This window comes from Luteimonas sp. BLCC-B24, from assembly GCF_028550595.1.
Classification (GTDB): Bacteria; Pseudomonadota; Gammaproteobacteria; order Xanthomonadales; family Xanthomonadaceae; genus Luteimonas.
In genome coordinates, this window is sequence record NZ_JAQQGN010000007.1 from 1 (window position 1) to 12,551 (window position 12,551).

Annotated in this window: 11 protein-coding genes and 1 tRNA gene; 9 read left to right on the plus strand and 3 right to left on the minus strand. The window is 71.4% G+C overall.

Annotated features, from left to right (window positions below; translation table 11 throughout):
- The first annotated feature begins 536 nt into the window (after window positions 1-536).
- The 7 genes from PQS31_RS13495 (at window position 537) to hemC (ending at window position 7,617) form a co-directional block, all read left to right on the plus strand.
- Window positions 537-609: transfer RNA gene (locus tag PQS31_RS13495), tRNA-Ile, on the plus strand.
- Window positions 610-681: 72 nt separating this feature from the next.
- Entirely contained in the window at window positions 682-2,196 is a 1,515-nt protein-coding gene (locus PQS31_RS13500) for a glucan biosynthesis protein (protein ID WP_272763263.1), read from the plus strand.
- Window positions 2,193-4,109, plus strand: a complete 1,917-nt coding sequence (gene mdoH / locus PQS31_RS13505; protein ID WP_272763264.1) for a glucans biosynthesis glucosyltransferase MdoH — start codon at window positions 2,193-2,195, stop codon at window positions 4,107-4,109. The genes PQS31_RS13500 and mdoH overlap by 4 nt, the downstream gene beginning before the upstream one ends.
- A gap of 56 nt (window positions 4,110-4,165) precedes the next feature.
- Window positions 4,166-4,849, plus strand: a complete 684-nt coding sequence (locus PQS31_RS13510) for an alpha/beta hydrolase (protein WP_272763265.1) — start codon at window positions 4,166-4,168, stop codon at window positions 4,847-4,849.
- Between the two features lie 69 nt (window positions 4,850-4,918).
- Window positions 4,919-5,923: a sensor histidine kinase gene (locus tag PQS31_RS13515; protein ID WP_272763423.1), complete on the plus strand. Its 1,005-nt coding sequence runs from the start codon at window positions 4,919-4,921 to the stop codon at window positions 5,921-5,923.
- Window positions 5,920-6,648: a LytTR family DNA-binding domain-containing protein gene (locus PQS31_RS13520; RefSeq protein ID WP_272763266.1), complete on the plus strand. Its 729-nt coding sequence runs from the start codon at window positions 5,920-5,922 to the stop codon at window positions 6,646-6,648. Before PQS31_RS13515 ends, PQS31_RS13520 begins: the two co-directional genes overlap by 4 nt.
- A 57-nt stretch (window positions 6,649-6,705) precedes the next feature.
- A complete protein-coding gene (hemC, locus tag PQS31_RS13525) occupies window positions 6,706-7,617 on the plus strand; it encodes a hydroxymethylbilane synthase (RefSeq protein WP_272763267.1) in 912 nt (303 codons plus the stop codon).
- A gap of 9 nt (window positions 7,618-7,626) precedes the next feature.
- Here the strand turns inward: hemC and PQS31_RS13530 are convergent, their stop codons facing one another.
- Together PQS31_RS13530 and PQS31_RS13535 are read right to left on the minus strand one after the other, a co-directional pair.
- Window positions 7,627-8,319: a DUF481 domain-containing protein gene (locus PQS31_RS13530; protein ID WP_272763268.1), complete on the minus strand. Its 693-nt coding sequence runs from the start codon at window positions 8,317-8,319 to the stop codon at window positions 7,627-7,629.
- A 114-nt stretch (window positions 8,320-8,433) separates the two neighbouring features.
- Window positions 8,434-9,195: a hypothetical protein gene (locus tag PQS31_RS13535; RefSeq protein ID WP_272763269.1), complete on the minus strand. Its 762-nt coding sequence runs from the start codon at window positions 9,193-9,195 to the stop codon at window positions 8,434-8,436.
- A gap of 145 nt (window positions 9,196-9,340) precedes the next feature.
- Here PQS31_RS13535 and PQS31_RS13540 point away from each other — a divergent pair, with 145 nt between their 5' ends.
- Window positions 9,341-10,720, plus strand: a complete 1,380-nt coding sequence (locus tag PQS31_RS13540; protein ID WP_272763270.1) for an FAD/NAD(P)-binding protein — start codon at window positions 9,341-9,343, stop codon at window positions 10,718-10,720.
- A 6-nt stretch (window positions 10,721-10,726) separates the two neighbouring features.
- Here PQS31_RS13540 and PQS31_RS13545 read toward each other — a convergent pair whose 3' ends face one another.
- Window positions 10,727-11,326 (minus strand): hypothetical protein, encoded by a 600-nt coding sequence (locus PQS31_RS13545; RefSeq protein WP_272763271.1) that lies wholly within the window; start codon window positions 11,324-11,326, stop codon window positions 10,727-10,729.
- A gap of 117 nt (window positions 11,327-11,443) precedes the next feature.
- On the opposite strand from PQS31_RS13545, the gene PQS31_RS13550 reads away from it, so the two are divergent.
- Window positions 11,444-12,412 (plus strand): YafY family protein, encoded by a 969-nt coding sequence (locus PQS31_RS13550; RefSeq protein ID WP_272763272.1) that lies wholly within the window; start codon window positions 11,444-11,446, stop codon window positions 12,410-12,412.
- The last annotated feature ends 139 nt before the right edge of the window (window positions 12,413-12,551 follow it).

The following is a 12,551-nucleotide window of genomic DNA, read 5'->3' on the forward strand; positions in this document are numbered from 1 at the left end:
TCGGCTGGACGGGGACATGGGATGCGGTCGCGCATGCATGCAGATACCGCCGTTTTCGAAGCGAAATGCATCGGCGCTCGGCGCCGCCGTCACGGCGTGCCGCACCACGTCGATTAATGCGAGGCCCGCAGCCGAGCGCGGTGAGTAATCGCGGGTCGACTCTCGCAGGGGCGATCTCGCGTCTCTCGCGCCCGCGGGGTCGACGGCTGCGAGTTGATGCGCCCGGTCATTTACCTCGAACGCCGACGGGCCTGGCACGTCTTGCTGCGTCTGGTGGCAGGTGCGGGAGCGGCACGCCGGGCTTGGACCGGGCTGCAATCGTGCAGCCATGCGTGCACTGGCGTCGAATCCCGGGCGACGAACAAGTGCGAAGCGCTTCGCGAACTCGGTCTGCCACCCGGGTCGGAAGCAGGCTCGGGACCCCGGGACTCGGACGGCGGCACACCGGTATCCCGGTCCGTCGCTGCGTGTGCATTGCGGCGCTAGCCCCGTGGCTTACAGCGCACCCGGCCGACTTGCTAGCATTGCCGGCCCGCGGGCCTATAGCTCAATGGTTAGAGCAGAGGACTCATAATCCTTTGGTTCCAGGTTCGAGTCCTGGTGGGCCCACACGTCTGCTTCGCGTGAACCTTACATGCGGGCCGCTACAGTGCTCCAACCTGAATACGACCTGGGGTGCCTGTGAGACGACGCGAACTGCTGGCTGCGGCGATCGGAACGCCGCTGCTCGGACACGGGTGGTCGGCATTCGCGCTCGAGGCGTCCGGCGTCGCCTCGCCGTTCGACGACGGCACCGTGGCGGCGCTGGCCCAGGCGCTGGCCGCGCGCGACTACACCGCGCCGGACACGGCCCTTCCCGCGGTCCTCGAAGAAGCAAACTACGACGCCTACCGCGATTTCCGCTATCGGCCGGACCGTGCGTTGTGGCGTGAGCACGGGGACGCGCGGTTCCAGGCCCAGTTCTTCCATCGCGGTTTTCTCTTCCGTCCGAAGGTGGAGCTGCACGTGGTCGAGAACGGGCAGGCACGGGCGTTGCCGTTCTCGACCGACCTGTTCGATTACGCACCCAACCCGGCGCCGGCGCTCGGCGACATCGGATTCGCCGGCTTTCGACTGCACGCGCCGCTGAATCGCGCGGACTACTTCGACGAACTCTGCGTATTCCTGGGCGCGAGCTACTTCCGCGCGGTGGCACGCGGCCTCGGCTACGGGCTGTCGGCGCGAGGTCTGGCCCTCGGCAGCGGCGAACCCGCGGCCGAGGAGTTTCCGGCGTTCCGCGCGTTCTGGCTGCATCGCCCCGAAGCCGGGAGCGCGTCGATCACCATCGACGCGCTGCTCGACAGTCCGAGCGTCGCCGGTGCGTTCCGCTTCGTGGTGACGCCCGGCGACGAGACCGTGTTCGACGTGGATGCGCGCCTGTATCCGCGCGTCGCGCTCGACAAGGCGGGTATTGCGCCGTTGACGAGCATGTTCCACTTCGACGCCTCCGGGCGCCGCGACGTCGATGATTACCGACCTGCCGTGCACGATTCCGACGGGCTTGCGGTCTTCGCCCGTACCGGCGAGCAGATCTGGCGGCCGCTGCACAATCCGCGGTCGATCCAGCACAGCGGCTTCCAGGGGCGTGCGCCCGTCGGCTTCGGCCTGATGCAGCGCAAGCGCGACTTCGCCGATTTCGAGGATGCCGAGGCCCATTACGAGCGTCGGCCCTCGGCATGGATCGAGCCGCTCGGCGACTGGGGCGACGGCGAGGTGCATTTGGTGGAGATCCCGACGGCGGATGAGTACCACGACAACATCGTGGCGTTCTGGCGCCCGGCGTCGCCGCTGCCGGCGGGCCGGGAAAGCCGGTGGCGGTACCGCGTGCACTGGACGGCCACGCACCTCTGGCAGCCGGCGTTGGCGCATGTCGTCGCCACGCGGATCGGCGCTGTGCCCAAGACCACACGCGGTGCGCGGCTGATCGTCGTCGATCTCCATGGCGGGCCGGAACCGGGCGTCCCGGCGCTCGGCGCCGAGGTGCGCGCCTCGACGGGGGCCGTGCGCAACGCCGTGGTCCATGCGCGGCCCGGCGGCGGCTGGCGGGTCGGATTCGAATACGAGCCCGACGGCGCGACCGTCGCGGAATTGGCGATGCGTGTCGTACTGGAGGGGCGTGCGGTGTCGGAAACCTGGTTGTACCGGTGGCAGGCGTGACCGGCCTCACCTCCGCATCGCGCGACGCCGTGACGATGCCGCCCGAGTCGGCCCTTCCGATGCCGGTGCAGAGCCTGCGGGACGGGCGCCTGGCGGAGACGCCGTTGCCGACCTCGCCCCCCGGCATGGCGTGGCGACGCGGGTCGATTCTGGTGACCACGGCGGTGTTGACGCTCTTCGCGGGCTACCAGATCTGGTGGCTGCTGCGCGTGGGTGGGATCGACGTGCTCGAAGGCCTGCTGCTGCTGGTGTTCGTGCCGCTGTTCGCGTGGATCGTGCAGTCGTTCGTCAGTTCGCTGGCAGGCTTCGTCCTGGTGATGCGGCGGCGCCCCGCGCGACTGGGCATCGATCCGGACGCGCCGCTGCCCGCGCTGCGGGGACGCACGGCCCTGCTGATGCCCACCTACAACGAGGACCCGGGCCGGCTGTTCGCCGGCCTGCAGGCGATCTGTGAGTCCTTGATCGAAACGGGGCAGGCGGAGGCGTTCGATGTCTTCGTACTCAGCGACACGCGTGACGCCGGCATCCACGGCCGTGAGCAGGATGCGTTCATGCAGCTGCGGGAGGCGTGCCCCGGCATCCGCCTGTACTACCGCCGGCGCGACGACAACCGCGAGCGCAAGGCGGGCAACATCGCCGAATGGGTGCGCCGCTGGGGCGGCGCCTATCCGCAGTTCCTGATCCTCGACGCCGACAGCCTGATGACCGGCGACACCCTGGTGCGCCTGGCCGCCGCGATGGAAGGCCACGACGATGTCGCGTTGATCCAGACCCTGCCGGTCATCGTCAACGGCGCAACGGTGTTCGCCCGCATGCAGCAGTTCTCGGGCCGCATGTACGGGCCGGTGATCGCGCACGGCGTGGCCTGGTGGCATGGCGCGGAGAGCAACTACTGGGGCCACAACGCGATGATCCGCACGTCGGCGTTCGCCGCGCACGGCGGGCTGCCCGCGTTGCAGGGCACCACGCCGTTCCGCGGCACCGTGCTCAGTCATGATTTCGTCGAAGCGGCCTTGCTGCGCCGTGGCGGCTGGGCCCTGCACATGATTCCCACGCTCGGCGGCAGCTACGAGGAAGGCCCGCCGACCCTCACCGACATGCTGGTGCGCGATCGCCGCTGGTGCCAGGGCAACCTGCAGCACGGCGGCGTGCTGCCGGCGCGGGGCCTGCACTGGGTGAGCCGCTGGCATCTGCTGATCGGCATCGGTCACTACCTCACCGCACCGCTGTGGGCGATGCTGGTGCTCGTGGGTCTGGCGGTGCCGCTGCAGCACGGCATGCCGGGGGACGAAGGCTTTTCGGTGGCGCGTTACTGGATGGAGATCGACGACGGGCGCTTTCTGGGGGTGTTCGTGTTGACGATGACGATGCTGTTCGCACCGAAGATCCTCGGATACATCGCGACCGTGAGTGACCCGCAGCTGCGCCGCGGATGCGGCGGCGCGGGACGCGGCCTGGTGAGCCTGCTGATCGAAAACGTGCTCGCCGCCCTGATGGCACCGGTCACGATGTACGTGCAGTCGCGCGGCGTGGCCGAGGTGCTGGCGGGGCGTGACTCGGGCTGGGACGCGCAACGGCGCGACGACGGACGCCAGACCCTCGGCGACCTGTGGCGCAACTACCGGGGCACGACGCTGCTCGGCGTGCTGATGGGCATCGCCGCGTGGCTGATGTCGCCCGGATTGGCGCTGTGGATGTCGCCGATGATCATTGGTCTGGCCGGATCGATTCCCATCGTCATGCTGACGTCCTCGCGCCGCGTGGGCTTGGCCATGCGCCGGCATCGTCTGTTCGCCACGCCCGAGGAACAGGCGCCGCCGCCCGTGCTCGCCCGCGCCGGTGCCCTGCGTGAGCGGACCGCGGCGGCCGCGCAGCCGGACGTGCCCCCGGTGGCGATCGTCGTGCCCGACTGAGGGCCCGCACGGGCGACCGCTTACACTGGTGGGCGAACGTACCGAACGGGACCCGCATGAACGACTCCGCCGCACTGCTCGACTGCATCGAACGCGAGACCGGCCCTTCGCCTACGTGGGCGGTGATCTGGCTGCACGGCCTCGGCGCGGACGGACACGACTTCGTGCCGCTGGTGCCGGAATTCGTGCGCCCGGGTTGGCCGGCCATCCGTTTCCTGTTTCCGCATGCACCGGTGCGCGCGGTCACGATCAACAACGGCACGCGCATGCGCGCGTGGTACGACATCGTCGACTTCGATCTCGCCAACCGGGCCGACGAGGCCGGCGTGCTGGCGTCGGTCGCGCAGGTCGATGCGCTGATCGCGCGCGAAGGCGCCCGTGGCATTCCCGCCTCGCGCGTGATCCTGGCCGGCTTCTCGCAGGGCGGCGCGGTCACGCTGGCAGCCGGTCTGCGTCGCCATGAGCCGCTGGCGGGCCTGGTCGGCCTGTCGACCTACCTGCCGGCCGCGAACCGCGCCGAGGCCGCCCTGGTGGACGGCGCTCACCGGCAGCCGGTCTTCATGGCGCACGGCACGCAGGATCCGGTGGTGCCCTCGTTCGCCGGCCAGCAGAGCGCCGCGCTGTTGAAGCAGTTCGGATTCGACGTGCAGTGGCACACCTATCCCATGCCGCATTCGGTCTGTGCCGAGGAGGTGGCGGCACTGGGCGAGTGGTTCGGAACGCGGTTCGCGGCCGGCTGATCGGTGAGCGCACCCGTGTCCGACGGGATCTGGCTGCCGGACCTGTGCCGGCTGCCGCGCCTGTTGACGATGCTCGGCCTGGCGCAGCTGACCGTCGTGCTGGTGATGCTGGTGCCGATGGCGACACCGCCCTGGGATGGCGGGCAGTTCGTGTCGGCCAGCGGCTATGCCCTGTGGCTGGCGCTGTCGGTTTCGGTGCTGCTGTGCGCCGGTCGCCGACGGCTTTCGCGGCTGCCGATGCGCGTCGGTGCGGCCGCGGCGCTCGGGCTGGCACTCGGCATTGCAGTGGTGGCCTCGGCGGTGGTCCACGGGCTGTTCGCGAGCATCGCCGAGGATCCGGCGCTGCCGGGCTTCGGCCGTTTCGTCGGGGGCAGCGCCGCGGCCGTCGTCCTGCTGACCGCGATCGCACTGCGCTACTTCTACGTCATCGATCGCTGGCAGGCCCAGGTCGGTGCACAGGCACGCGCCGAAGCCGATGCGCTGCAGGCGCGCATCCGGCCGCATTTCCTGTTCAACAGCATGAACATGATCGCGACCCTGTTGCGCCGGGATCCGGACGTCGCGGAGCGCGCGGTACTGGATCTGTCCGATCTGTTCCGCGCGGCACTCGGCGCCGGTGACGGCACGTCGACGCTGGCCGACGAGGTGTCGCTGACGGAGCAGTATCTGTCGATCGAGCAGCTGCGCCTCGGCGACCGCCTTGAGGTGCACTGGGACACGGGCGCCGACCTGCCGTGGTCGATGCCGATGCCCCGGCTCGTGCTGCAGCCGCTGCTGGAGAATGCCGTGCTGCACGGCATCTCGCGCCTGCCCGAGGGCGGCACGATCGACGTGGTCCTGGCCGCCCGTGACGGCGTGCTCGAAATCGCCGTGTCGAATCCGTCGCTGCCGCCTGCCGATGCACCCGCACAGGGCGCTGGACACGCGCAGGCGAGCATTGCGCATCGGCTCGGCTATGCCTTCGGGCCGCGCGCCTCGATGCGCTACGGCTGGAACGCGGGTCGCTATGCGTGCACCATCCGGGTGCCGGTGGCCGATTCCGCACCGGTGCTTACGGGGAGCGGACGACCATGAAGGTGGTGATCGCGGACGACGAGCCGCTGGCGCGGGAACGGCTGCGTCTGCTGCTCGCGCAGCTGGGCGGCATCGACATCGTGGCCGAGGTGGGCGACGGCCGCAGCGCGCTGGAAGCGTGCGCCGCGCACGATCCGGCGCTGGTGCTGCTGGACATCGCGATGCCCGGCATCGACGGCCTGGAGGTCGCACGCCATCTGAGTGCGTTCGAGCCGCGGCCAGCCGTGGTGTTCTGCACCGCGTACGACGCGCATGCACTCAAGGCCTTCGAGGCGGCGGCGGTCGACTATCTGGTCAAGCCCGTGCGCCCCGAGCGCCTGCAGGCGGCGGTGGAGCGCGCGCGGACGTTCACCGCGGGGCGCGCGTCGAACGGCGAGGGCCGCGGCGCCAAGCGCCGCAGCCACCTGTGCGCGCGGCTGCGCGGCAGCCTGCGTTTGATTCCCATCGAGGAGATCCGGTATCTGCAGGCCGAAGAGAAATACGTCGTCGTGCACCACGCGCGCGGCGAGGATCTGGTCGAGGAATCCCTGAAGTCGCTCGAGGACGAATTCGGCGACCGCTTCGTGCGCATCCACCGCAATTGCCTGGTCGCGCGGCACGAACTGGTGGAACTGCGCCGCGATCTGGACGGCCACGTGCACGCGGTGCTGCGTCACGGCGACCGTCCGCTGGAAGTCAGCCGTCGCTGCGTCACCCAGCTGCGCGACACGATCCGGCAGCTCTGAGCGCGCCGCCAGGGCGCGCGCGTCCCGTCGCATCGGCCGATCGCCGATAATGCCGGCATGGACCATCTGCGTATCGCCACCCGCAAGAGCCCGCTCGCGCTGTGGCAGAGCGAACACGTTGCCGATGCGCTGCGCGCGACGCATCCGGGCCTGCACGTCGAGCTGGTGCCGTTGAGCACCCGCGGTGACGAGATTCTCGACCGCTCGCTGGCCGCGATCGGCGGCAAGGGGCTGTTCCTCAAGGAACTGGAAATCGCCATGCAGGCCGGCGATGCGGATTGCGCGGTGCATTCGCTCAAGGACGTGCCGATGACGCTGGAGCCCGGCTTCGCGCTGCCGGCGATCCTGCTGCGCTCCGATCATGCCGATGCCTTCGTCAGCGACAGCGCGGCATCGATCGACGATCTGCCCCGGGGCGCGCGTGTCGGCACGTCGTCGTTGCGGCGCCAGGCCCAGCTGCGCGCGCGCCGGCCGGACCTCGACATCCGCGACCTGCGCGGCAACGTCAACACGCGCCTGGCCAAACTCGACGCGGGCGAGTACGACGCGATCGTGCTGGCATGCGCCGGCCTGTTGCGCCTGGGCCTGGCGACGCGGATCCGTGCGCGGCTCGATGCCCCGGACTGGCTGCCGGCCCCGGCCCAGGGGGCGATCGCGATCGAATGCCGCGACGATGCGCCGCAGATCCACGCGCTGCTCGCCGCGCTCGACGATGGCCCGACGCGGCGCTGCGTCGAGGCCGAGCGCGCGATGAACCGGGCGCTGCACGGGAGTTGCCACGTGCCGGTCGCCGCCTACGCGCGGCTCGAGGGTGACCGCCTGCTGCTCGACGGGCTGGTGGGGTCGGCAGCCGATGGCCGCACCGTCCGTGCCAGCGGCGAGGGCGCCCCCGCCGAGCGCGAAGCGCTGGGCAGCATGGTGGCCGCCCGCTTGCTGGAACTGGGCGCGGGCGCGTTCCTGCCGGGCTGAGCGCCGGGCTCAGAAGGTGTAGCGGACCTTGACCGAGCTTTCGGTATCGGTGCGCCCGCGCCCGCCGTTGCCCAGCGTGTCGTGGCGCAGCTCGAAATCCGAGCGCAGTGTCCACTGCGGGAACATCTCGTAGTCGAAGGCGAGGGTCTGGCGCAGAAAGGTGTTCTCGCGCCCGGCTTCCACCTGCACCTGCTGGGTGAACGAGGCATGCCGGCCCAGTTCCTGGGACAGCAGCAGCCGACCACGCGCCACCGGGCCGGGAAGGGCAGTGCCGTAGTCGGTGTAGGGCTCGATGCGCAGTCCGGTGCCGAACTCCAGCTGCAGCAGCGTATCGGGACTGCGGATCGCCTCCAGGCCGTAGCTGGTGTCCCACTTCACGTGATTGCCGCCCGAGCGGATGTGCTCACGCGGCGCATAAGGCGAATGCAGCGGGGCGAGGCGCCGGTCAGGCCGTTTCACCACCGCGGGAGCGACAGCGCGGGGGCGCACGCCGGGCGCGCGCGGCGACCAGATGCGCTGGTACGACGCGACCGGCGTCCACTCGGCATCGGTGCAGGCCAGTCGATAGCACGGCAGGCGCAACGGCACCTGCCGCGCGGCGACCGCGACGACGGCGGGGTGGTCCGGTGCGGCCGGGAGCGGTGAGGTGTGGACGGGTAGGCCTGCGATGGCCAACCACCAGCCGGCGATCATGACAGCCATTCATGTAATCGATTCCATTCGATTATGCCGAGCCGGGATGACGCTTCCAAGCGCGACCGCCCGCGGGATTCAGGTTCCGGAATTTCCGGCCGCGGCGGGCGCGACCGGACACCTCTAGGCGGCGGCGTGCTCTGCTGTCGTCCTGTCGAGCAGCGCCGCGGCCAGCAGCGTGAGCGTCGCGAAGGCCAGCGACACCATCGCCGGCAGCCAGGCACTGAGCAGCAGTGCGAGCATCGGGCCGGCGACCAGCAGGGCGGGCACGCGCGTGCCCCGCCGCGACGCGCGCACCGGTCGATGACGGGCGGCGCCGGGCCGGCCGTCGATGACATGGCACACGGCGAGGACGGCGCCCAGACCCAGCAGGGTGGTCAGCATCAGGCGGCCGTCGCCCGCAGCGCCGAGACGCTGCTCCATCAGCAGGTAGAGCAGTCCCAGACCGGTCGCCATCGCGAACAGCAGTTGGATCGGCGCCTGCAGGGGACGCACGCGCGGCGCCGCGCGGTCCGGCACGACCGATGCCGCGGCGATCGCACCGAACGCGAGCAACAGCAGCACCACGCCCGCCACGCCCACCGCGTTGGGCGCACGCAGGGCGAGGCCGACATGCAGGGAGACCGCCAGCGCGGCAGCCATCAGGATCGCGCCCAGGCCCAGTAATCGGCTGCGCTCGCGCCAGGGCCGCGTCCGGCGCGTGGCCACGCTGCCGCCGGCCGCCAGTAGAACACCGAGCAGCAGGCCCGGGCCCTGGATGAGCGACAGCGCCGTCGCACCGCCCGGCCGCAGTTGCAGCAAGGCCGTCGTGATTCCGCACCACATCAGCAGCCCGAAGCCGGCCGCCGCCGCCGCGCCGCCAAGCGCCATTCCCGTCGATCGCATGTGTGCCCCGTCCGTGTCCCCGCCGCACAGCGTGCCATGTGCAGGCCGTGGGCAATACCGCCCCGGCGCCGTCGACCGACGAAGTCCCCCGGCGGGCCGACACGCGGATGGGATACTGGGCGGCCGCCGCCTGCACACGAGCCCGATGACCGACCTTCCTGCCGACGCCGTCGACATCGCCATCCTCGGGGGCGGCGCTGCCGGCGCGCTGGTCGCGCGGCATCTGCTCGCGCGCCGCGGCGTCCGCGTGGCGGTGGTCGAGCCGCGCGGTACGGCCGGGCTGGGCGCGGCCTATTCGACGGTGCGTCCGGAGCATCTGCTCAACGTCAATGCCGCGCGCATGAGCGCGTTCCAGGACGAGCCCGACGATTTCCTCGGGTTTCTCGCCGCGCGTCGCGGCGTGGCCCCGGCGGACCTGGCCGGCGTCTTCGCGCCGAGGCGCGACTACGGTGCGTATCTCGAGGACCGGCTGGCCGCCGTCGTCGCCCAGACCGGCCTCGATCTGCGGTCGACGTGCGCGCTCGATGTCCAGGCCGGGGCCGAGGGCTACTCGATCCGCCTCGCCGACGGCCACACGCTCGCGGCGCGGGCGGTCGTGCTGGCGCTGGGCAATCTGCCGGCGGCATTGCCGGCGCCGGTGCACGGTGTCCCGGCGAGTGCGACGGTCGAGGCCTGGGACTACCCGGCCATCGCCGCGATCGACCCCGCCCACGACGTCGCCATCGTCGGCGCCGGGCTGAGCATGGTCGACACCCTGCTCACGCTGCAGGCCAACGGGCATCGGGGGCGGATCGTCGCGGTCTCGCGTCATGGCCTGATGCCCCTCGCGCATGCGCCCGGCACCCGGCCGCAGCCGGGCGGCGTGGACGCCCTGCTGCCACTGGGCGTGCGTGCGCGCATGCGCCTGCTGCGGCAATGGGCCGCCGAGGCGGAGGCCCGCGGCGGGCGCTGGCAGGATGCGCTGGAGCGCCTGCGTCCACACGTCCAGGCACTGTGGCAGGCCTGGCCGGTGCACGAGCAGCAACGCTTTCTGCGCCACGCCGTGCGGCTGTGGGACATCCATCGGCATCGCATTGCGCCCGAAGTCGGCGAACGCATCGCCGCGCTGCAGGCCGACGGCCGGTTCCGGCTGCATGCCGGACGGCTCGACGCCATCGCGTCGACGCCCGACGCACGGCTGCGGGTCGGCTGGCGGCCCCGCGGCGGCATGGACCGCCGGCACGTCATCGTCGATCGCGTCGTCAATGCGACCGGCGCCGAGAAGCGCGTGGCTCGCGCTGCCGGCCCCCTGCTGCCGGCGCTGCTGGCGCGCGGGCTGGTCCGGCCCGGCCCGCACGCGATCGGGATCGATACGGACGCCTCGGGCCAGGTACTCGGCGCCGATGGCCTGCCCGTGCCGGGGCTGTGGACGCTCGGCGCCCTGCGCACCGGCACGCTCTGGGAGAGCGTCGCGATGCCGGAACTGCGCGGGCAGGCGGCAGGTCTCGCCGAGGCGGCACTCGCCGGCATCGACGCGCGGCGCTGAGCGCCGCTACAGGCAGTTCCGTCGCAGCCGTTCGAGTTCCCCTTCGGCCTGCGCCCGGCGGGCCCCCATGTCGGCGTTGGCGAGGTGTTCGCGGATGCGCGGGCAGGGATCACTCGGTCCGCCGCCGAACAGCGCGCCGATGCCGTTGACGACATCCTGCGCCGACACCGGACCCTGCATCGCGAACCGGCCGTCGGCCCGGGGCGGCGGCCGATGACGCAGCGGATCGGGGGCGAAGTCGCCCGCGGGCGTCGTGTCGCGAGCCAGCGCCCGGGCCTGGTCCTGCAGCGAGGGACGGCGCGGCGGCACGTCGACGACCGGCGGTGCGGGCACGTCGACGGCCTGCAGCGCAGGGGGCGGTCGTCGCGAGGGAGGCGGCGGAGCGGCTGCCGTCGCCGGCCGGCTGCGTGGCGGCGTCTGCGCCGCCGTGACCGGTGGCGGTGACGGCGGCGGGGCGTCGATCCACACCACCCGCAGCGCGGACTCCGGCCGCGCCGGGCGCGGCGCGTCACCCGTCAGGCGCCACAGTGCGACGCCCAGCGCGAGATGCACCAGCAGCGTTGTGCCCAGCGCGACCGCACGCGCGCGTCCACGTCCTTGCGACATCTCCGTCCCCGTCCATGGCCCTGTCGGCCGGCGCGACTGTAGACGGGGCGCGTTAATCACCGGTTATGCACGCCGCCGCCACGCCGCGCGCGCGGCGCTCGGGCCATAATCCGGCGCATGGACCGATACGAACGCATCCTCTCGCTGCACCGCATCCTCAAGACCTCGCGCTATCCGGTCACCGTGACCAAGTTGCAGGACGAGCTGGAATGCTCGCGTGCGACGGTCTATCGCGACCTGGCTTTCCTGCGTGATGCGCTGATGGCGCCGATCGTCGGCGACGGCGATGCCGGCTTCCGCTACGACAGCGACGAGGGGGGGCGCTTCGAACTGCCGGGCCTGTGGCTCAGTTCCGAGGAACTGCACGCGCTGCTGGCGGCGCAGCAGCTGATGTCGCGCAGCAGCGGTGGGGTGCTGTCGAGCGCGCTGGCGCCGTTGCAGTCGCGCATCGAGAAACTGCTCGACGAACACTCGGCCGGCAAGCAGTGGCCGGTGCAGCGCGTGCGGGTGATTCCGCATCGTGGCCGGCGCATGGACGAGCATGCGTTCCGCAACGTCTGCTCGGCGGTGCTGCAGCGCAAGCAGCTGTCGTTCGAATACCGCGCGCGCTCGACCGACGAGCGCACCAAACGCACGGTCTCGCCGCAGCGCATCACCCATTACCGCGACAACTGGTATCTCGACGCCTGGGACCAGGACCGCGACGCGCTGCGCAGCTTCTCGGTGGACCGGATCACCAACGCACGCGTGCTGGGCACCGATGCGCGCGACATTGACGACGCCGAGCTCGACACCCATCTGGCCGGCAGCTACGGCATCTTCTCCGGGCCGCCCAAGGGCGTGGCGACCATCCTGTTCAGCGCCAAGGCCGCGCGCTGGGTGGCGGACGAACACTGGCATTCGCAGCAGCAGGGCCGGTTCCTGCCCGACGGCCGCTATGAGCTGAAGGTGCCCTACAGCGGCGCGCGCGAGTTGCTGATGGACGTGCTGCATTACGGCGCCGATGCAGAAGTCGTCGAGCCGGTCGCGCTGCGCGAGCAGGCGCGATCGCTGCTGATGATGGCGCTGCAGAAGTACGAGGGCTGAGTCCCGTCCATCCACCTCGGCGCGCGCGTCCGCGCGCTCCGGCGGATGTGCGGGCACAGGTGCGCCATGTCACGGCGCCGGCCCGACGGTCGGCCCCGGAGGCCGGCCCGGGGGCACGCGCCGATCGGGTCGCAGCCTG